This is a genomic window from Solidesulfovibrio sp. C21, from assembly GCF_047785625.1.
Classification (GTDB): Bacteria; Desulfobacterota; Desulfovibrionia; order Desulfovibrionales; family Desulfovibrionaceae; genus Solidesulfovibrio.
Map to the genome: position 1 here is coordinate 1 of NZ_JBLODY010000069.1, position 20,566 is coordinate 20,566.

At 66.9% G+C, this 20,566-nt stretch carries 17 protein-coding genes; 7 read left to right on the forward strand and 10 right to left on the reverse strand.

All coding sequences use genetic code 11. From position 1 onward, the window contains the following. Positions 1-125: 125 nt before the first annotated feature. The 3 genes from purN to ACMZ6R_RS16440 all read right to left on the reverse strand — a co-directional run bounded on the left by purN (position 126) and on the right by ACMZ6R_RS16440 (position 2,908). Positions 126-800, reverse strand: a complete 675-nt coding sequence (gene purN / locus ACMZ6R_RS16430; RefSeq protein WP_416113427.1) for a phosphoribosylglycinamide formyltransferase — start codon at positions 798-800, stop codon at positions 126-128. Continuing rightward, positions 797-2,326 carry a uroporphyrinogen-III C-methyltransferase gene (cobA, locus tag ACMZ6R_RS16435; RefSeq protein ID WP_416113429.1) on the reverse strand — a complete coding sequence of 510 codons (1,530 nt, stop codon included), beginning with the start codon at positions 2,324-2,326 and terminating at the stop codon, positions 797-799. The genes purN and cobA overlap by 4 nt, the downstream gene beginning before the upstream one ends. Before the next feature lie 222 nt (positions 2,327-2,548). Continuing rightward, positions 2,549-2,908 carry a hypothetical protein gene (locus tag ACMZ6R_RS16440; RefSeq protein ID WP_416113431.1) on the reverse strand — a complete coding sequence of 120 codons (360 nt, stop codon included), beginning with the start codon at positions 2,906-2,908 and terminating at the stop codon, positions 2,549-2,551. A gap of 129 nt (positions 2,909-3,037) precedes the next feature. On the opposite strand from ACMZ6R_RS16440, the gene ACMZ6R_RS16445 reads away from it, so the two are divergent. Genes ACMZ6R_RS16445 through ACMZ6R_RS16455 form a run of 3 tightly spaced genes read left to right on the forward strand, consistent with a single transcriptional unit; the run spans position 3,038 to position 8,954 of the window. Further along, positions 3,038-3,406, forward strand: coding sequence for a hypothetical protein (locus ACMZ6R_RS16445; protein WP_416113433.1), 369 nt, complete (start codon positions 3,038-3,040; stop codon positions 3,404-3,406). 27 nt (positions 3,407-3,433) lie between these two features. Then, on the forward strand, positions 3,434-7,246 hold the full coding sequence (locus ACMZ6R_RS16450; protein WP_416113435.1) for an AsmA family protein: 3,813 nt from the start codon (positions 3,434-3,436) through the stop codon (positions 7,244-7,246). Between the two features lie 10 nt (positions 7,247-7,256). Further along, a complete protein-coding gene (locus ACMZ6R_RS16455; RefSeq protein ID WP_416113437.1) occupies positions 7,257-8,954 on the forward strand; it encodes a CgeB family protein in 1,698 nt (565 codons plus the stop codon). A gap of 172 nt (positions 8,955-9,126) precedes the next feature. Here ACMZ6R_RS16455 and ACMZ6R_RS16460 read toward each other — a convergent pair whose 3' ends face one another. Continuing rightward, a complete protein-coding gene (locus tag ACMZ6R_RS16460) occupies positions 9,127-9,870 on the reverse strand; it encodes a LysM peptidoglycan-binding domain-containing protein (protein ID WP_416113439.1) in 744 nt (247 codons plus the stop codon). A gap of 139 nt (positions 9,871-10,009) precedes the next feature. Here ACMZ6R_RS16460 and ACMZ6R_RS16465 point away from each other — a divergent pair, with 139 nt between their 5' ends. Beyond that, entirely contained in the window at positions 10,010-11,707 is a 1,698-nt protein-coding gene (locus ACMZ6R_RS16465; RefSeq protein WP_416113441.1) for a glycosyltransferase family 2 protein, read from the forward strand. On the opposite strand, the gene ACMZ6R_RS16470 is transcribed toward ACMZ6R_RS16465, so the two are convergent. Together ACMZ6R_RS16470 and ACMZ6R_RS16475 are read right to left on the reverse strand one after the other, a co-directional pair. After that, the gene (locus ACMZ6R_RS16470; protein WP_416113443.1) at positions 11,679-12,557 is read right to left on the reverse strand and encodes a M23 family metallopeptidase; all 879 of its coding nucleotides are present in this window, start codon (positions 12,555-12,557) and stop codon (positions 11,679-11,681) included. The genes ACMZ6R_RS16465 and ACMZ6R_RS16470 overlap by 29 nt on opposite strands. Positions 12,558-12,646: 89 nt before the next feature. Beyond that, a complete protein-coding gene (locus tag ACMZ6R_RS16475; protein ID WP_416113445.1) occupies positions 12,647-12,940 on the reverse strand; it encodes a hypothetical protein in 294 nt (97 codons plus the stop codon). 275 nt (positions 12,941-13,215) lie between these two features. On the opposite strand from ACMZ6R_RS16475, the gene ACMZ6R_RS16480 reads away from it, so the two are divergent. The 3 genes from ACMZ6R_RS16480 to ACMZ6R_RS16490 are packed head-to-tail and all read left to right on the forward strand — an operon-like array spanning position 13,216 to position 17,219. Continuing rightward, positions 13,216-14,130 (forward strand): chemotaxis protein CheV, encoded by a 915-nt coding sequence (locus ACMZ6R_RS16480; protein WP_416113447.1) that lies wholly within the window; start codon positions 13,216-13,218, stop codon positions 14,128-14,130. 58 nt (positions 14,131-14,188) lie between these two features. Further along, positions 14,189-16,729 carry an ABC transporter transmembrane domain-containing protein gene (locus tag ACMZ6R_RS16485; protein WP_416113449.1) on the forward strand — a complete coding sequence of 847 codons (2,541 nt, stop codon included), beginning with the start codon at positions 14,189-14,191 and terminating at the stop codon, positions 16,727-16,729. Beyond that, the gene (locus ACMZ6R_RS16490; protein ID WP_416113451.1) at positions 16,695-17,219 is read left to right on the forward strand and encodes a cyclic nucleotide-binding domain-containing protein; all 525 of its coding nucleotides are present in this window, start codon (positions 16,695-16,697) and stop codon (positions 17,217-17,219) included. Before ACMZ6R_RS16485 ends, ACMZ6R_RS16490 begins: the two co-directional genes overlap by 35 nt. 70 nt (positions 17,220-17,289) lie before the next feature. Here the strand turns inward: ACMZ6R_RS16490 and ACMZ6R_RS16495 are convergent, their stop codons facing one another. From ACMZ6R_RS16495 to ACMZ6R_RS16510, 4 genes are all read right to left on the reverse strand, one after another. Continuing rightward, positions 17,290-17,934: an HAD family hydrolase gene (locus ACMZ6R_RS16495; protein ID WP_416113453.1), complete on the reverse strand. Its 645-nt coding sequence runs from the start codon at positions 17,932-17,934 to the stop codon at positions 17,290-17,292. Positions 17,935-18,007: 73 nt separating this feature from the next. Then, on the reverse strand, positions 18,008-18,679 hold the full coding sequence (locus ACMZ6R_RS16500) for a trimeric intracellular cation channel family protein (protein ID WP_416113455.1): 672 nt from the start codon (positions 18,677-18,679) through the stop codon (positions 18,008-18,010). Between the two features lie 84 nt (positions 18,680-18,763). Then, positions 18,764-19,987 (reverse strand): sodium:calcium antiporter, encoded by a 1,224-nt coding sequence (locus ACMZ6R_RS16505; protein ID WP_416113457.1) that lies wholly within the window; start codon positions 19,985-19,987, stop codon positions 18,764-18,766. Positions 19,988-20,166: 179 nt separating this feature from the next. Beyond that, complete coding sequence (locus tag ACMZ6R_RS16510; RefSeq protein WP_416113459.1) at positions 20,167-20,460, reverse strand: hypothetical protein; 294 nt, start codon at positions 20,458-20,460, stop codon at positions 20,167-20,169. Positions 20,461-20,566 lie beyond the last annotated feature (106 nt).

A 20,566-nucleotide genomic window follows, 5' to 3' on the forward strand; every position in this document is an offset into this window, starting at 1 on the left:
CGGTCCCCCCATCAAATTGACAATCAGGACAACCCGATAAAACTATTTTTGAAAGTTTTTGAAGGGGGTCCAGGGGGAAACTTTTTTCAAAAAGTTTCCCCCTGGCCGCCGGAGGCATCCTCCCCCTAAAATCCTTCCTCCAAGGGAGGATTGACCAGGCAGGGACTGGGCATGGCGGCAAGCGGCGCATCGGACGGGGCCAGACGCGTCCGGCGGCCATCGATGGCGAGGCGTCCGGCGGCCAGCCAGGCCACGGCCTGGGGGTAGATGCGGTGCTCCAGGGTCAGGATGCGCGCGCCGAGGCTTTTCGCGTCGTCGTCCGGCAGGGCCGGCACGGCGGCCTGGATGACGATGGGGCCGTTGTCCATCTTCTCGTCCACGAAATGCACCGTGGCCCCGGAGATGGCCACGCCGTAGTCGACGGCCTGCCCGTGGGCGCGAAGGCCCGGAAAGCTCGGCAGCAGGGCCGGGTGGATATTGAGGATGCGGTCGCGGTAGGCGGCGATGAAGTCCTTGCCGAGGAGACGCATGAACCCGGCCAGGACAACGGCCTGCGCGCCCGATTCCCGCACGGCGGCCAGCAAAGCCGCGTCGAAGGCGGCCCGGTCGGGATACCCGCCAGGGGACAGGACGCGGGTCGGGATGCCGTGCTTCGCGGCCCGGACAAGGCCGTGGGCGTCGGCCTTGTCCGAGAGGACCGCTGTGAGGCGGGCGTCGATGCGGCCCGCCTCGATTCGGTCGATGATCGCTTGCAGGTTCGAGCCCGAACCGGAAACGAGCACGGCCAGGGGCAGGCTCATGACGCGCTGCCGGCTGCGGCCACGGCGTCGTCGATGACGGCCTTGGCCAGGGCCGGCACGGTGTAGGCCTCGGCCACGATGTCCGGCGTGAACCCGAACTCGCCCAGGGTCTTGGCCGTGATGGGCCCGATGCAGGCAAGCTTCACGCCGGAGGCTTCCCTGACGACCTCGGGCGGCACCTTGGCGAAGAAGTTCTTCACCGTGGAGGAGCTGGTGAAGGTGACGTAGCGGATCGCGCCGGAGCGCATGGCCTCGACGATCTCGGCCGGGTCCTGGTCCACGGGCTTGGTATCGTAGACGGCCAGGACGTCGACGTAGGCTCCGGCCTCGGCCAGCTTTTCCGGCAGCACCTCGCGGGCTTCACGGGCGCGGGGGATAAGCACCCGGGTTCCGGCCACGCCCTGGTCGAGCAGCCCCGCGACCACGGATTCGGCCACGAAACGATCGGGCACGAAATCGGGCCGAAGGCCGCGCGCGGCAAGCGCCTGGGCCGTGGCCGGGCCGATGGCGGCCACGCGGATGCCGGCAAAGACCCGGGCGTCGAGGGACAGGGTGTCGATTTCGGCGAAAAAACATTTGACGCCGTTGACCGAGGTGAAAATCACCCAGTCGTAATCGTAGAGCCGGCCGATGGCCTGACGCACGGGATCGGCGTCTTCCAGGGGCGCGATCTCGATGGCCGGAAACTCGTAGCAGCAGGCCCCTTCGTCGGTGAGCAGCCGCGTCAGGTCGCTGGCCTGTTCGCGGCTGCGCGTCACCACCACGCCCTGGCCCAGAAGCGGACGCTTCTCATACCAGCCGAGGGTGTCATGCAGGGACACCACGCCGCCGACCACGAACAGGGACGGCGGGGCGAAGCCCTTTTTGGCGGCCTCTTCGGCCATGGTGGCGAGGGTGGCCACAAGGCTCTTGTGGTGGCAGGTGGTGCCCCAGCGCACCAGTGCCGCCGGGGTGTCGCCGGGCATGCCGGCCTTCATGAGGTTTTCGGTGATATGGGGCAGGTTTTTGACGCCCATGAAAAAAACCAGCGTGGAGCCGGAACGGGCGAAAGCCTCCCAGTTGAGCGAGCTTTCGGCCTTGGTCGGGTCCTCGTGGCCGGTGATAAACGACACCGACGAGCAAAACGAGCGGTGGGTGATGGGGATGCCGGCATAGGCCGGCGCGGCCACGGCCGAGGTCACGCCGGGTACGACCTCGAAGGGACAGCCGGCGGCCACCAGCTCCTCGGCCTCCTCGCCGCCACGCCCGAACACGAACGGGTCGCCACCCTTCAAACGCGCCACCATCTTGCCGGCCTTGGCCATCTCCACGAGCAGGTCGTTGATCTTGTCCTGGGGCAGGGTGTGATCGCCGCCCTTCTTGCCCACATAGTAGATCGTCGCATCCGGACGGCAAAAATCGAGAAAGGCCTTGTTGGCCAGGTAATCATAGACCACGACGTCGGCGCGAGAGAGAATGTCCCTGGCGCGCACGGTGATAAGCCCCGGATCGCCGGGACCGGCCCCAAGGAGATAAACTTTGGACATGGATCTGCCTTTGGCTGGTTGCCAGGGAGGGGATAGGAGATGCGAGAGGGGAAACCCTTTAAAAAGGGTTCTCCCCTCTCGCGCTCTCCCCTTCCTAAAGTTTTTGGCTTTGGGGATACCACATCGGCAACATCCCCTATTTATTATTGTAAAAGTCTTTTGAAGGGGGGCCTGGGGGGAAACTTTTCTTCAGAAAAGTTTCCCCCCGGCTCTTCGCCTCTTCTATGGACCGTCGTGCCAATCCTTCTGCGCGCCGCACAGGCAGATGTCGGCCTCGAGGTCGAGCACGCAGTCGCTGGCCAGCTGGCCGTTCGGCGAGACCAGCATGGCCGCCCGGCCCTGGTCCGGCACCATGCCGTTGTCGAACACGTAGGCGACGACCACGCGTTTGACGCCGTCGGGCCGCGTGGTCACGGCCTCGACCTTGACCTGGTACAGGCCCAGCGTGTGGCACCGCTGCCAGACATTGGAGAAGAGGGTGAGGTACCTGGCCTCGCCGCCGCCCGTGGCCCTGGTGCAGCCTGCGGACGCGGCCAGGGTAACGGCCAGAAGAAGCAGGGTTGCCGGCATCAATTTTCGCATGCGCGCTCCGAAAACGTTTTTTTGGAAAAAAGCATGGATTTCCGAAAACGGCAACCCCGCTTTGCCCGGTCGCCTTTGACTTCGCCCGGCTATCGTTGCACAACGGGTGCGTCCGCAAGGAGGACCACCGTGTCGCCGCGTCATGCCGCGCTTGTCTTCGTCCTTTTGCTCGCCTTTTGCGCCGTGTGCCGCCCGGCCTCGGCCCAGGAGGATTACCGGGCCGTGCTCGACGGCAAGGCCGGCATTTTCCCGGGCGCGGCGTTCAAAAAAATTTTCCGCTTTCCCAAGGCCACGGTGGTGACTTTCGAAACAGGGGAACCGCCGGCCGCCATCACCGCGTATTATAAAAAAGACCTGACTGCCCGGGGCTGGAGCGTCCAGGTGGACGATGTCGGCAAGCAGGCCGCCTATCTGCTGCTGACCAAGGCCGGGCGCACCTGCATCGTGGAGGCCCAGCGCGGCCTTCCGGGACGCACGGGCTTCAGCGTCAGCCTTTAGGGTTTCCCCGCGCCACGCCAAACGTCCATGCCCGCATCCACGCCCGATCCCTCCCGAAAACGCGCCATGCGCCTGCGACGGCTGCAACGGCTGATCGCCTTGACGGCCATAAGCGCCACCCTGGCCGTGTTCGTCCTGCCGCCCGTGGCGCGGGAGCTTATCGGCGCGGCGCGGCTCAAGACCATCACCGAGCAGACCCTTTCCGATGCGCTTGGCCGGCGGGTGACCATCACCGGCGACGTCTCCATCCTGTTCGTGCCCTGGTTCGGCCTGTCCATGGGACCGGTGACCGTGGCCGACGCCCCGGGATTCGGCGATGCGCCCATGCTCACGGCCCGGCGCGTGGAACTGACCATCCGGATGCTGCCGCTTTTACGCCGGGTGGTGTCGCCGGGTTCGGTGCGGGTGCGCGACCTGACCCTGACCCTGCGGCGCAACACCTCGGGCCGCGCCAACTGGGACGACCTGACCGCGCCGCGCCAGACCGCCGCCACCGATGCCCCGGGCTGGGAAGTGGCCCCCGAACCCCGCGACGTGCGGCTTGAAAACGCCACCGTCACCTATGACGACGCCGTCACGGGCCGCACGCTGTCCGTGACCAAGGCCAATCTCAAAACGGGCCGAAGCCAGCCGTTCGATTTCTCGATCTCCTTCCTGGCCAGGGGCTTCATGGCCGGCGGCCAGCTCGAATGCCACGCCTCGGGCAAGGCCGGGCTCGACGCCGCGACCGGCAGCCTGGAACTGGGCAAGACCCTGGTGGAAACCATCCTGACCGTGGACCATCCCGTGGTTCCCGGCGGGGCGACGCCGCTGCGCGTGGCCTCCCGGCTGACCGCCGCCTACGCCCCCGGGACCAAGACGCTCACCGTGACCGACCTGGACGCCCGGCTGCCCGAGGCGCGCCTGACCGGAACGGCCACGCTCTCCGACCTGCCCGGCGACGCCAGACTGACCACGCGCCTCGAGTTGTCCCTGGACTCCCAGGGGAAATGGCGCGAGCTTCTGGGACTCACCCCGGGCGAACCGCCGGGCAGCCTTGTGGCCGCGCCCGCCCCGGATGCCGCCGCGCCGAAACCCGCCGGCGACAGCCAGGCCAGATTCTCCGCCGCGGAAGAGCACGTCCCGGGCAGGCTGTCCCTGGCCCTCGACGCCACGGCCGACGCCTCGGGCATCGCCCTTCGGGAGGCGACCCTGTCGCTGCCGGGCCAGGGGCGCATCACGGCCAAGGCCGGCCTGACCTTCGACCAGGGCCCGCGCCTTGACGCCACCCTGGCCGCCACGGACGTGGATTTCGACGCCCTGCCCCGGCCGGCGGGCACGGCCTCCTGGTCCTGGCCCGCGCCCTGGCCCGGCTACTGGCCGGCCAAGGGCGTTCTCGACGCCAGGATCGACCTGCGCCATTGCCGTCTGGCGGGACTCCCCATGACCGACGCCCATGCCACGCTGACCGGCGGCGGGGGATTGCTGCGCCTGTACCCCGTCTCCATCGTCCTTCCCGGCGGCATGGCCGCCCTTGACGTGCGCATCGACGCCGGGCCGGACGGCGCGTCCCCCGAAACGCCGGGGAGCCTGGGCCTCGACGCCCGGGCCGCCGTGACGCCGACCCCGGAGGCGGGCAAGCCGGCCGCCCTGCCAAGCCGGCTGCGGCTGCTGGGACGCCTCCATGCCGAGGGGGCGCGCGGCAACATCGCGCTCCAGACCCCGGACCCGGCCCAGGCGGCGGCGGTTGTGGGGTTGGCCGGGCTCGTCCCCTTTTCCGCGCCGTTAAATGCCAAAGGGACCGTCACCGTCACCCCGGGCATCGGCCGGGCCGTGGCCAAGGCGGCCCTGACCGGGATTTCGGCCACCATCGACAGCACGGGGCTCACCGGCCAGATCACCTACGACACGGACGCGGCGGGCAACCTCGGCTTCGACCTCGCCGCCGAGGACCTGGACCTGGACCGCTTTGCCGCCCTTTCCGGCGCCTCCGTCGCCAAAGGCGACACGGCGGACGCCATGCAGGCCGAAGGCAAACTGCGACTGGGACGCGTGTCGGCGCGGGGCATCGCGGCCAAAAACGTGGTCTTGGGCCTGACGGTGGCCGGCGGCAGAATGACCGGCGTGCTGACGGGCGGGGAGCTTTTCGGCGGCAAGCTTTCGGGCAAGGTCGAAACCACGCCGGCCGGGAAAATCGACGCCTCCCTGGTCGTGGCCGGGATCAACGCGGCCCGCCTGCCCGGCGTCTCGCCGAACGGCTTTTCCCTGTCCGGAACCCTCACGGCCAAGGCCGGGTTCGCGGCGCAAAAAAATGCCAAAGGGAAGCTGACCGGGATCTCGGCCACTCTCGAAACCGACGCCGCCCATCTGGCCCTGGGCCAGGGAAGCAGCCGACAGACCCTCACCGTGCCCAAGGCCCTGCTGACCCTGACCGGGCGCGACGCGGGGGCCGGCCCGGACAACACGTTTGGCTGCGACGCCTCCTTGGCCGTCAGCCAGCTTGCCGGCTTCGGCCTGACCGACGTCAAGCTGACCGCCGCCGGTCCGCTGCTCGTGGAGGGGGCGGGCAAGGTGCGCCTCCCCGCCCCGGTCAGGATCGAAGCCTCGGCACTGGCCAAACCCGGCGGTTCCGGCAAGGCGGTCAAGCTCGCCCTGGCCGGGCCGATAACGCCCGACGCCTCCGGCGGTTTCACCACCGGCGAGATGCATCTTACCGCCGGCGGCGTGCCGGTCACGGTCAAGGTCTGGCGCAAGGGCGGCGAAAGCGCCCCCACCAATTTTTCCGTGGACACAGGATCCCTCTCCCCGCGCAAGGCCCTGGCCGACTGGGGCGTGGCCCTGCCGGCCGATCTGCCGGCCGATCGCCTGGGCAAGGGAACGTTCGCGGCATCCGGCACGGCTTCCGGCCGCGGCCTCGACGTCAAACGTCTTTCGGTCACCGTGGACGACGTGACCCTCGCCGGCAGCGGCACGGTGCCCGACTACAATCCCCGGCGCGGCAAATGGGACCTGACCGTGAACCGGCTGGACTGGGACGCCTATTTTCCCCACCACGCGGTCTCGGGCCCGCCACCGCTGTCCGAACTGCGCAAGCCGCTCGAGCTCGATGTGCTGCGAAGTCTGGCCCTGGAAGCCAAAATCCGACTCGGCTGGTTCAAAAAGGGCAACGTGGTCTTCGGGCCCACCGCCATCACCGCCGACGCCAAGGGCGGGCGCTTCACCTATCACCAGGACTGTCCGCACTTTTACGGCGGCCGGTTCGCCGCCGACATCCGGGGCGACGCCAGGGACACGGCGCTCAAGACCCTGGTCGAACTCAAGCTCGAGAGCATCGAGATCGCGCGGTTTCTGTGGGATTGGGCCGAGGGAGACACGCTCGGCTCCGGCAGCGGGACCTTCATTCTGGCCGCCCGCACCAGCGGGGCCAACGAAATGGAACTGCGCGACAATCTGGCCGGCAACGCCAGCCTGCAAATCACCCGGGGCACCCTCAAGGTGCGCGAGCCGGCCACCAAGTCCGGCGCGAGACCCACGGCCGAGAACATCCCCTTCGACGTCTTTTCCTCGTCCTGGCAGGCCAGGGGCGGCGTGGCCCATAGCGACGATTTTCTCATCGAAAGCCCACGCATGCGCGTCTCCGGCAAGGGCAACGTGGATCTGCGCGACGAAAGCATCAATTTGAGCCTCGCGGCCACCCTGGCCAGCGGCGGCCAGGTGCCGGCCACCATCATCGGCCCCCTCGACAACCCCAAGCTCACCATCGACCGCAGCAAGATGCTCGGCGAGATGGTCTACCGGGTGCTCCAGGGCATTGTCAGCATCCCCGGCAAGGCCGTCACCCGCATCCTGCAAGTCCGCTGAGGCGCGCCCCATGGACAGCCCGCCCGCACCAGCCTACATCGCCACGGCCGTCACCGGTCCGGATGGGTCGCTTGCCGACGTGCGCCTGACCGTTTCGGGCAAGGTGCGCCATCTGGCCGGCCGGGGCGGAGCCGCGGCCGAGCGCGCCCGCGCGCTGGCCGGTCTGGCCTCCGGCGGGCTGCCGGTCTTCGTCGGCGCGGGGCTCGGCGCCGGCATCGCGGCCGTGGCCGCAAACCATGCCGGGCCGATCTTCGTTTTGGACAAGGAAGCGGCCATCGATGCCGCAACCGGCGTGCGCGGGGCGCTGGCCGCAACGCCCTCCGTCGTCTTCCTGGACGACGCGGACCCGCGCCGGGCGGCGGCCACGGTCACGGACGCGGCCCGGCAGGCCGGATTTTCCGCCCTGGCCGTCATCGCCCACCCGGCCTACCCCCGCCTGGACCCGGGCTGGTACGGCGCGGCCACAACCGCCCTGCGCGGCTACGACGCCCTGCGCGCGCGCCTTCGCGGCCCGCGCTTCGCCGGAGGGCCTCCCCGGGTGCTCCTCCTCTCGCGCCCCTATTTCCTCTACCGCGAGATCGAGGCGGCACTGACGCGCCTCGCCGTTCCCTGGCGGCGCGTGGCCACCGGAACCGGCGACACCGGCGAGGAAGGGACCGTGGCCGCAATCCTGGCCGCCATCGCCGATTTCCGCCCGGACATGGCGCTCACCGTCAACCACCTGGGCCTCGACCGGGAAGGATGCCTGGCCGGGCTTCTGGCCGACATCGGCCTGCCCCTGGCCTCCTGGTTCGTGGACAGCCCGAGGCTCATTGTCCACGACTACGCCGCCCTGGCCACGGACGCGACCATGGTCTTTTCCTACGACGCCGACGCCCTGCCGGAACTCGCCGCGGCGGGCTTTGCCCACACGGCCTGGCTGCCCCTGGGCACCGACCCGCACCTGTTTTCCCCCCTGGCCGCCGATCCCGCCGCACCCCACCCCTGGCGAGCGGAGGTCTCCTTTGTCGGCGCGTCCATGGTGGAACAGGCCCGCAAGGCGCTCGCCCGGCTCGTCCCCTTTCCCGCCCTGCGCAGCGCCCTGCCGCAAGCGGCGGTGGCGTTCGCGGCCAGCCCGGAAAAAAGCGCCGGACGCTTTCTCGCCGCCGACCCGGCTTGTGCCCCCGCCTACCACGCGCTGCCCACGGCCGAGGCGCGCCTTCATGCCGAACTGGCGCTGACCTGGGAGGCGACGAAGCGCTACCGCCATGCCTGCGTACGGGAAATCCTGCCTTTTTCGCCGCGTATCGCCGGCGATGCCGACTGGGAGACGGTTCTGCCCGGCCAGGGCAAAACATGGCGGTCCGTCGGCCCCCTGGACTACTACGCCGACCTGCCCGGGTTTTACCCGCGCAGCGCGGTCAATCTCAACTGCACGAGTTTGCAGATGAAGGGCGCGGTCAACCAGCGGGTGTTCGACGCACCCGCCACCGGGGCGTTCGTCCTTTCCGACGCCCGGGAACAGCTGGCCCGGCTCTTCGACATCGGCCGCGAGGCCGTAACCTACGCCGACCCGGGCGAAATCGGTCCCCTCCTGCGCCACTACCTGGCCCACCCCGCCGAGCGCGCGCGCATCGCCACGGCCGCCCGCAAACGAGTGCTGGCCGAACACACCTACGACAAACGCCTCACGGACCTCATCGCGGCTATGCAGGGAATTTTTGGGTAAGAGACAAAGCTGTGCGAGAGGGGGACCCTTTTTGGAAAAAGTGTCCCCCTCTCGCGCTCTCCCCTCCCCAAAACTTTTAACGGTAACAGGCTGTTATCGTTAAAAGTCTTTGGAAAGGGGGTCCGGGGGGAGAACCTTTCTGCAAGAAAGGTTTCCCCCCGGTTCCACTCTTCTAATGCTTTGGAATAGTGAGGGACTTACCGGCGGCGAGCTTGTCGGGATCGGTGATGCCGTTGGCATCCATGAGGTTTTTTTCGGTGATGCCGAACTGCTTGGCAATCTTGCGCAGGGTGTCGCCCGAGGCGATAACGTAGCTGTCCGCGCCCGACGCTGGCGCCTTGGCCGTCGTCCTGGCGGAAGTCTGCCTCTGGCCGGAAACCGGCACAAAGGGATTGTCGGTCGCGGCTGCCGGTTTTGGCTTCGCCGCCGGAACCGCCGGGGTCATGGGGATGCCCGCCGCCGGAGCGGCAGCGGACGCATCGCCCAGTTCATGGCTCACGGGCGCGCTGGAAACCGGCTTTGGCGAAGGCGTCCGGGGCTTGGGCGCTTTCGCCGGCATGCCCGGCGGCGGCGGTGGCAATTCGTCGGCCACCGTGTGCAGATGCCCGGAGAAGCCGTCTCCCTTGCGGTCCAACAGTTCATTATACAAAACGGCATACTGTTCGTAAACGTCCTTGTACGTGGCGTAGGCATGGTCGTCCGCGGCCTTGCCGCCTCCGGCGGACACCCAACGCTCGTGGGCTTTCACCACGTTCTCGTAGGCCACCTGCGCGTTTTCACGGGCAAGGTCGTCGGAAACATACTGCGCATTGCGCTCCAGGTTCTCATATTTGCCGCAGCCGGAAACGACAAAAACGCCAAGCAGGCCGCAAACCGCCATGGCGGCCACGGCAAACGATTTCATATGGTGCAGCATCGGCATTTTTCTCCGCGTATCGCCCGAAACTCCGGGACGGGATGCATTGTCCTTGCTTCCAGGATTGCGTTACATGCCCTCTAACACGTTTTTCGTCAAATCGTGAAGCTCTGGCCGACAAAATGCCAAGGAAACGTTCATGCCCCAGCGCCCCGCCCTTTTTCCGTATCCGCCGCCCGGCGTCCTGCGCCAGGCGCTGCCGCTGTGGGCCTTCGGACTGGAGGGGCCGTGGCTGGCCCGCCACCTGACCGCCGGTCTGGTCGTCGCCGCCAAGGATACGCCAAGGCTGGCCGGCCTGGCCGACGCCCTGGCCGCCTGGAATTTCGAGCGCTCCCCGCTGGACGCCGCTTTTGCCGCCAGCGCGCTCCCCCCCGCCCGTCGCATCGGCGCAGGGGCGCGGCCTCGGGCCTTGTGCGCCGCCCTGGCCAAGGCGATACGCCCCCCCCAAGGGACCCGGGAAGCGCGGGACTGGCCACGGCTTCGCGACGGGACGGATACCGAAGCCGGAGCCGCCTTTCTGGCGCGGGGCATGGACGACGCGGTCCATGGCCTTTTCTGGCGCGGCAAGGCCTTCGATTTCGCCCTGGCCCGGGGCCTGCCCAAGCTGGCCCGGCGCGTGGCCGACGCCCTGGCCGCCGATCCGGTCCTGGCCCCGGTCGGCGCGCGGCTGGCCGTGGAGGCCGCCTTTGCCTGGGACGGCCCGCAGGCGGGGCTGGCCGCCCTTTCCGCCTGCGACCGGGAGCTTTTCCCCCGCTTTTACGCCCTGGCCCTGGCCCACGGTCTGGCCGAAATCGGCCGGACCGATGACGCGACGACCGTGCTGGCCGACCTGTGGCGGGCCGAAAACTGGCATCCCGGGCTGACCCTGCGCCTGCATACCCTGCTTTTTCCCCCGGCCCCGGCCGATCTCGACGCCATGCCCGGCCGGGCGTTCGTCTTTCTCTACACCTGGAACCGGGCCGGCCTGCTCGCGCGAACGCTTGCCAGCCTTGCCATGAGCAGGCTCGGACCGGCTCGCGTGGTGGTGCTGGACAATGGCGGCACGGACGACACCGAGGCCGTCTGCCGGGCGGCGGCGGGGCGATTTCCTCCCGGCCGCTTCGCCGCCATCCGCCTGCCGGTCAACATCGGCGCGCCAGCGGCCCGCAACTGGCTGGCCGCCACGGCCCGCCTGGAGCCGGAGGATCGCGTCGCCTACCTGGACGACGACGTGAGCCTGCCCGCCGGCTGGCTGGAAAATCTGGTCGGGGCGCTTCGCGACGATCCGCAGGCCGACGTGGCCGGGGCGCGTGTGGTCGCCGCCGCGCCCCGGGCGGCAGCGGCCGTCCAGGCGGCCGACGTGCGGCTTTTGCCGCCGGATGCCGCCAACACGGTGCGGCCCCTGGTCAATTACGGCCCGGGCCCGGACTTCGGGCTTAACGCCGCGCGGCGTCCCTGCCCGTCCGTGTCCGGGTGTTGCCATCTGCTTCGGGGCTCGGCCCTTGGCGGCGGCGCGCCCTTCGACATCCGCTTTTCCCCCAGCCAGTTCGATGATCTGGCCCGCGACCTGCATGGGTTTCTGGCCGGCCGCCGGGCCGTATACGCCGGCGACCTGGCCGTGGCCCATCACCAGCATGCCGGGCCGGGACAGGCCAGCACCCTGGCCGCCGTGGGCCAGCTGTGCGGCGCGCGGACCAAGCTCGACGGCCTGTTTGCCGCCCCGGATATGTCGGTCGCCGCCGCACGCGACGCGGAGACGGCCTGGGCGGAACTCGAGGCGAAATGGCGCGAGGTGCGGCAGGCGCTGGGGGACACAGCCTGTCGCGTGCTCAGTCGAGCAGGTAGCGGCGCGGATTGACCGGCGTGCCGTCGACGCGCACCTCGTAGTGCAGATGCGCCCCGGTGGTGCGGCCGGAATTGCCGGAAAGCCCGATGCGCTGGCCACGTTTGACCAACTGGCCGGGTTTGACCTCGGCTTTTTGCATGTGGGCGTAGACCGTCTCCAGGCCGAAGTCATGGCTGATGACGATGCGCAGGCCGTAACCGTGCATGTAATCGGCGTCGGTGACCCGGCCGGCCCCGGCGGCGTAGACGGGGCTGCCCATGGGCACCTTGATGTCCACCCCGTTGTGGAAATCCCCGCCCCGACCAAAGGGCGAAGGCCGGGAGCCGAATCCCGAGGTGATAAAGCCCCTGGCCGGCCACAGCGACGGCTTGGCCAGAAATTCCAGTTTGCGCTCGGTAAGCAGGCGAGCCAGATCCTGCTGCAACGCCTCCTCCACGGCCATGCGGTTGCCGAGCGCCGCCAGAAAATCGAACAGCCGCCGCCCCAGGTCGTCGCCAAGGGCCGTGCCCGGCAACCGGCCGGGCGTGTCCGGCGCGCCCACGCCGGGCCCACCCGGGGCGTCGACCATGACGCCGAGCTTGGCGTCAAACGAGCGTATCCGCGCCGCCTCCTCGCCCAGCCGGCGCACCCGCTCCCGCAACCGCAAGGCCTGGGCCTTCTGGTCGGCCAGCCGGCCCAGGGCCGCCCGGCGCCTGCCCGCCAGATCGGCATAGTCCGTCTGGTACCGCCACAACACGAGCACCCCGACCGCCAATACCGCCACAGTGGCCATGGACGCGAGGAACATCCAGCGCCGGTAGGTGAAAAGCCGCCGCACGCCGTTGTGGTCGTGGACGAAAATATCGAGTTTGCGTTCGAGCATGCGCCGTGGCGCAGCCGGCCCCCCCGCCCCGACACCGCGGGCGGGACATGGTGTTCCGGTCAACCGGAACCGGAGGCCGGCCGCAACTGCTAGAAGAAGAGCAGGCTGAAAAGATCGCTGAAGTTAAAGGTGCCGGAATAGGTCTGGCCGCTGACGAGGGCCGAGCCCGAACCCGAGAGGGCCCCGCCGGTGCCGAAGGTGAGGTCCCAGCTGACCGTGGTCGTGTCCGCGCTCAGCGTGCCGGACGTGGTGGCGCTGGTCGAGCCGTCCGAGGAATAGGAACCGGAAGTCCCCGGAAAATCCCAGGTGAACGACGTGGCCATGGCCGACGCGGGCAGCAGGCACAAGGCCAACAAAAGGATCGCAGCCGCCTGGCGTTTCATGACGCCCTCCTTGTTGTTTCGTCCCGGTCCCCCCGGGCACGCCCTCAAAGACAGCCCCCCTGCAAACCTTTCCACGAGACAATGCGGCGGGTCGCCTGGGCTTTTACTCTTCTTTTGGCTATAAGAACCCGTACGGCGCTGTCAACCACCCCTGATTTTCAGGCAGGCCCGGGCCCGGCACGATTTACACAACGCCATGCCTGGGCTATCCATGGCTGATTGTCCCCTGACCACCTTTCGCCGCCTGACGGAAACGTCCCACCCCGGGAGAGCCCATGGCCCAAGCCGACATTCTGCTCGAAGCCGGAACCAATGAGCTCGAGATCATCGAGTTTTTCATCGACGAAGGGTCCGCGCGCGGGCTGTCGTCGTTCGGCATCAACGTGGCCAAGGTGCTGGAGGTCATCGAAAGTCCGGGACTTTCCCCCCTGCCCGGCGCACCCCATCCCTGCTTCATGGGCACCATCGCCCTGCGGGAGACGGCCTTGCCCGTGCTCGATCTGGCCGTCTGGCTGGACATCCCGCGCGTGCCCCGCAAAAACGAAATCATCCTGGTCACGCGCTTCAACGAGCGCACCACCGGGTTTCTGGCCTCGGGCGTCACCCACATCCACCGGGTCCACTGGCGTGACGTGGAACCGCCCCACCCCGCCCTGGCCAAGCTTGCCGCCAACTGCATCACCGGGCTCACCCGCCTGGAAAATCGCTTCATCCAGCTGCTCGACCTGGAAAAAATCATCCTCGAACTCGACGACAGCCTGGGCGGCGACGCGGACATGCCCGCCCCATCCGAAAAACGGCTGCGGGCCCTGGTGGTGGAAGACTCGGGCATGATGCGCCACATGATCAAGGACCGGCTGGAAGCGGCCAATTTCGAGGTGGTGCCGGCCGGCGACGGCCAGCAGGCCCTTGGCCTCTTGCGCGGGCAGGACGGCAAACGCTTCGACATCGTTATTTCCGACATCGAAATGCCGCGCATGGACGGGTATACGCTCACCCGAAACATCAAGGAAGACCCGGTACTTCGCACGACGCCGGTGGTGCTTTTCTCTTCGCTTATCACCGAGGAACTGCGCCACAAGGGCGCTTCCGTCGGCGCCGATGGCCAGATCGCCAAGCCGCAGTTCGGCGAACTGGCCGGATTGGCTTTGTCTCTGATCACGGCCCGGTCCGGACGCTCCCAAAACTGACGCGCGCCGTGATCCCGGCGCGCCCGCGACACTGCAGCCACAAAAGGCGGATCGCCCCATGAAGCTTCGTCCCGAAATCCCGGAAGTCCTCTACAAACGCTCGCTTACCTCCTGGGTCTGGACCAGCAATCTCAAGCTCCAGTCCGTGCTGCTCGCCATCATCATGGTCACCGTGGCCGTGCGTGTGCTGCCCCTCGAAATGCAAAAGAAGATCATCAACCAGGCTATCGGCCTCAAGCGCCTGGATTTGCTGCTCATGTACTGCGGCTACTATCTCGCCTGCGTGGTGGCCGCCTCGGGGCTCAAGTACGCCATCAACGCCCTGCAAACCTATATCGGCCAGCAGTCCCTGCTCGATCTGCGCAAAAAGCTCTACGCCCACATCCTGACCCTGCCCATGTCCTTTTTCCGCAAGGCCTCGCCGGGCATGGTCGTTTCCTCGCTCATCTCCGAAGTGGCCAACACCGGCGAGTTCGTGGGCCAGGCCATCGCCGTGCCCGTGACCAACCTGCTGACCCTGCTCGCCTTCGCCGGCTACCTTTTCTACTTGAACCCGCTTATGGCCATCATCAGCATGGCCCTTTACCCCATCGCCATCCTGGTCATCCCGGCCCTGCAACGCCGGGCCAATGCCGCCAACAAACAGCGCGTGGACACCGGCCGCAAACTGTCCACGCTCATAAGCGAAACCATCTCCGGCATCCACGAAATCCACGCCAACGCCAGCTTCAAGCTGGAAAGCGCCCGCTTCGGGGGCTGGGCCGAAAAGCTGTGCCGCATCCGCGTGACGTGGAACCTCTACAAGTTCTCCATCAAGGTCTCCAACAACTTCTTTCAGAATCTCGGGCCGTTCGTGCTCTTCCTCGTCGGCGGCTACCTGGCCATAAACGGCCGCTTCGACCTCGGCGCCCTGGTGGCCTTCCTCTCGGCCAACGAAAAGCTCTACGATCCCTGGAAGGAGCTCATGGACTTCTACCAGACCTGGCAGGACGCCTCGGTCAGCTACGGCCGGATCATGGAATATTTCGAGGGCGACCCGGAATTTCTCCCCGAGCCCGAGGAGCCCCGCGAGCCGCTTCCCCTGGACGGGGCCATCATGGCCAAGGATCTGGTCTTCGAGGTCCCGGGCGGCATCCAGCTTTTAAAGGGCGTGTCCCTGGACGTGAAACCCGGCGAACAGGTGGCCCTGGTCGGCTTCTCCGGCTCGGGCAAGTCCACCCTGGCCCTGTGCCTTTGCCAGATTCTCAAGTACAGCGCCGGCACGGCCCAGCTCTCGGGCCTGGACATCGACGCGATGCCCAAGTCCGACATCGCCGACAACATGGGCATCGTCTCCCAGCACCCGTTCATTTTCGAAGGCTCCATCAAGGACAACCTGCTCTACGCCATAAACGCCCGGCGCGAGGCCCACGGCGTCACGGGCGAAGCCGGGCTGCCCAGCCTGGACGAGATCATCGCCGTGGTGCAGCAGGTGGGACTTTTCGCCGACGTGCTGCGCTTCGCGCTCAATTCGGTCTTCAAGGAAGGCAAGAAGGAGCACCTGGTCAAAAAGGTGGTCCGGGTGCGCGAGGCCTACCACGCCGGGCACGGCGAATCCCTGGCCGATTCGGTGGAATTTTTCGACCCCACCCGCTACCTGTACTACAGTTCCGTGGCCGAAAACCTGATCTTCGGCACCCCGGCCCGCGACGATCTGGAGCCGGACAGGCTGACCACCAACCCGTTTTTCGTGAGTTTCCTGCACGATGCGGGACTCAAGATGCTGCTCGTGCAAACCGGCGCGGAACTGGCCACCAAGACGGTGGACATCTTGAAAGACGTGCCCTCCCCGGACGCCACCTTCTTCGAGCAGACCCCGATCACGGCCGACGAATTCGACACCTATCGCGACCTGACCGGCCGCATGGCCCGCCTGCGGCTGCACAAGCTGCCCCCCGGGGACGAACGCCTGCTTTTGACCCTGGCGTTGCGCTTCACCCCGGGCGTCCACTCCATCGTCGGCCTGTCCCCGATCCTGGAAGGCCTGCTCCTTTCCGGCCGGGCCATGTTCGCCGAGCGCATCGAAACCGACCTGCCCGGCGCGGTGACGTTCTTCAGGCGCGAACACTACCTCTATTCCATGACGGTCATGGACAATATCCTTTTCGGCCGCATCAAAACCACCAGTCCCAAAATCCTGGACCAGATCCAGAAGACCATCGTCAGCCTGCTCATCGAAGAGGACATGCTGGAACGCGTCCTGGAAATCGGGCTGGATTTCCAGGTCGGTTCCATGGGCGACCGCCTCTCGGGCGGGCAGCGCCAGAAGGTGGCCCTGGCCCGGGCGTTTCTCAAGGAACCGCCCATGCTCATCCTGGACGAGGCCACCTCCGCGCTGGACAACGCCTCCCAGACCCGCATCCAGAACCTGCTCGAAACCAAATGGAAAGGGAATTCCACGGTCATCTCCGTGGTGCACCGGCTGGATACCATCAAGAATTTCGACAAAGTGGCCGTCATGAAGGCCGGACGCATCGTCGAAACCGGCTCGTATGCGGCGCTTATGGGAAAAAAGGGGATGCTGTATGAACTCGTCCACGGAGCATCTGGAAGGGGTTAAGGGCTGCGGCTTCAACGACTGCCTGGACATCCTGCGGGAACTGCCCGTTTTCAACGGCGTTCCCCTCGATGTCGTCAAGGTGCTGGCCTACCTTTCCGGCCGGGAGGAATTCGGCGCGGGCGACGCCCTGTGCGAACAGGGCGAAGCGCTGGACCGCTGCTTCTTCCTCCTGTGCGGCGAGGTGGAAACGACCCGGCAAACCGAGGATTGCGAGGTCTCCTTTTCCAAACGCGGCAAGGGCTTCTTCTTCGGCGGCCTGGGCCTTTTGGGCTCGGTCAAGGCGCTCTACACGGTGCGGGCCGCGACCGACACCCAATGCCTGGTGCTGTCCCGGGAAAAATTCCTCAAAACCGCCGAACGCTTCCCGGACATCCTGCCCAAAATCCTCGGCAATGTGGTGGACCACGTGTTCCGCTGGGAAGAAGCCTTCCTGAAAGCCCACGCCGCGGAGTGCGCCCAAAACGGCGAGATGGGACTGAGTTTGTTTTAGGAAGCGAAAAGACGAACCGGGGGGAAACTTTTTTTAAAAAAAAGTTTCCCCCCTCTCGCACACTCTTTTCCTAGCCCAGCTCCTGGCCGACCGGGCAATAGGCGGCAAAAGACCCCATGGCCTCAAGCGCACGGGTGGTCTGGGCGGCGTTTTTGTGCACCACGCCCCGGATGCCGAGCGTCCCGGCCACTTCCACGAAAAGCGCCCGGTCGTCGATATAGACCGCCTCCTCGGGCGCGGTCTGGGCGATGTCCAGGGCAATGCGGAAGATGTCCGCGTCGGGCTTGCGGAAATGCACGAAGCACGAGGACACGAAGGCGTCGATAAAACAGCCGAGGCCGAAGGTCCGAATGCGATGTTCGTTCAATTCCCGGCCTTCGTTGTTGACCGTGACGATCTTGATCCCGTGCCTGGCCTTGAGCCCGCGCAAGCAGTCGATCATGTCGGGCAGGGGCTCGGAGCGGCTGAACATGAAGTCCTTGAAGGCCGCCCGGGTAAACGTCCGGGGCGCGTAAAAGACGGTGCGGTCGAGGTACTCGTCCAGGGTGAGCTTGCCTTCCTCGTAGGCGTCGAAGGTCAGGTGGTGGCGCTCGTCGACCTCGTCGCAATCCAGGTCGAAGGTCCGGCAGGCGAGCTTTCTGGCCGCCCGGTCCCAGCCGTTGGTGAGCATCACGCCGCCGACATCGCAAAAAAGCGTGGTGATAGGTTGCGTCACGGCAAATTCCTCCTACCGGCGCGGCCGGCGGTTCGGGATACTGCCGTTATAGACCCGCTTTCCGAGCCCGGCGTCAAGCCGGGTTGCGGGCCTGACGCCGGCGGCGGGGGAAAAGCCCGGTCGAACGCACCGGGGCGGTGCGCCAGTCGCAGGTGATGGCCAGCATGCGCAGGCTGAAGGTGACGGTGATGGTGCAAAGCGCGGCGAAAAGCGGCGGCAGGCCAAGGCTGCGCAGCAAAAACGGATAGGTCAGGCAGCCGATCAGGGCGGCCAGGGCGTAAAACTGGCCGGGCCTGAAGACCAGCGGCTCCTTGCGGGTCAGGATGTCGCGCAGGAGTCCCCCGCCGCAGGCGTTGATGGTGCCGACCAGCACGGCCGGGGCAAAGGCCAGGCCGAAGGCCAGGGACTTGTCCATGCCGACCACGGCGTAGGCCCCAAGGGCCGCGGCGTCGACCACGGCCACCAGCCGCTCGGACAGCACGGCCCGGCGGCCGAAAATGAGACAGGCCACGGCTGCGGCGGCCACGGCGAAGAGATAGGCCTGGTTGCTGATGACGGCCGGAGCGCCGGATTGCAGAAAAATGCCGTCGCGGATAAGCGCCCCGCCAAGGCCCGTGGCCAGGGACAGGCCGAGCAGGCCGACCAGGTCGAAGCGACGACGGATAGCCTCGATGGCCCCGGTTGCGGCCATGAGGAAAACGGCGAAAAGATCCAGGGCGAGAGGCAGTTCAAAGCCATGCTGCATGACGGCTGACCTCGTTTGAGAAGTGCCCGCCCCGGGGCTATCTCCGGGGCGAGGGGCGGTACATAGGGCCGGCCTTGGGCCGCGTCAAGAGGTCCCGCGATGCCCCGGCCGGACCAGGACCAACAGTTGCGGTCCAATGCGCGGCAAAAGCACGACAAATGTGCCAAGATACAAAAACGTGAAGAGATAATGCACCTGCCCGCCGGTCAGATGGCCGGGCAGCAGCGCCCAGACCGCGTTCGGCACGGCCGGGGCCAGAAACTGGCCGATGAAAAGGCCGAAGAGCAAAAGCGCCCCCCGCACATCCAGGCGCAGCCCGGCCAGCAGGCCGACAGCCAGGAGCGACTGGGCGGCGGTCAGCAGGATTTCGTGCAATTGCAACCCGTCGAGGGGGATGGGCGTGGCGAACGATCCCGACGACACGCCGTAGACGCCCGGAATCATGCCCACAAGCAGGGTCCACTGGTTGAGCTTGGAGGAGACGAGGCTTCCGAGCGCCAGTCCGGCCCGGCCGCGCAGGGCGAACATGATGGCCACGATGAATTCCGGCGCTTCCGAGGCGATGGGGGCCAGCCACTGCACCAGCAGAAATTCGCTGACGCCGAGGATGCGCCCCGTGGCCACCAGCCCCTCGCTGAAACGTTCGGCATTGGCCACGATGACCCCGGCGGCGAAGAGAAAAAGCAACGCCGTGACCCACCGCCGCTTGACGGCCGGAAGCCGCGCGATACGGGCGGCCACGCCCTCGAGATCGGGCTCCTCGGCCTCGCGGCGGCCGGCCAGGGCGATGTAGGCGACATAGAGCCCGACCAGGACCGCGCCATCGACCCAGGTCAGGCTGCCGGACAGGGGAATGGTGATGGCGTAGGCCGTGGCCAGCCCCAGAAACACCACCTCCAGGCGGCGTTCGGATTCCAGCACCACGGGCTTTCTCGTGCGCCACCAGACGATGCCGGCCACGGCCGTCCAGGCCACGCCGATAAGCAGCCGGTTGGCCCCGGTCATGTTGGCGATGGCGAAGTGGGCGTAATCGGAGTCCGGATGCTGCCCGGCCATCCAGGTGAAATACATGTCCACGGCGTATTCCGGCAAAACGGCGATCAGGGCCACGACCGCCAGGGCCAGGGCCTGGGGGATGTCGTGCTGGGCCACGTCGCAGGCCCACAAAAGCAGGAAGGATGCGCCGAGGATGGCCGCGCCGGCCACAAGGGCCGTGGTCTGGGGCGACAGGTGCACCCCGGCGAGCGAGGCGGCCAGACCGGGCAGGCAGGCGATCAGGGCGAAATACAGGGGAACGAGCGCTCTCATGATGTCTCCTCGGGTTGGCGCGGCCGGAAAAAAAAGACCTTGGCACGCGCATGCATGCCAAAGGTCTCGCCGATCGGCACCGAGGGACCGACGACAGGGCCAGGCGGCGCGAACGCCGCAGTGATGTTGACCCTGCCCGAAACAGCTACTCCCCTTTGGGTTTTTCCAACATAAAGGCGCTAGGCCTGGCTGTCAACCGCAGGGGAATCCTCTTTTTCCATATCCTTAAGCATTTCCAGCATCTGTTCGGAAAAAAGATAAAGCGCGTCCACGGCAAAGGCGTATTCGGGCACTTCCTCGCGCCACAGCACCATGAGATCCTTGACCTTGTCCCGGGCGGCCAGGACCTCGCCTTCGGTCTCGGCGTTGTTGATTTCGGCCAAAACCTCCAGATACTCGTCGCTCATAAAAGCCGTCACCAGCCCACGGCCCACGCGTTCCTTGTCGATGCCGTCCCAGACTCCCGCCGCCATTTCCTTTCTCCTTGCCAAATTCTTCTTTGGTCGGCTGGCCGTGGGGTAGGGCGGCCGCGCGCGGCGCATATTTGAAGAATACGCCTTCGCGTCCGCCCTACCCCAC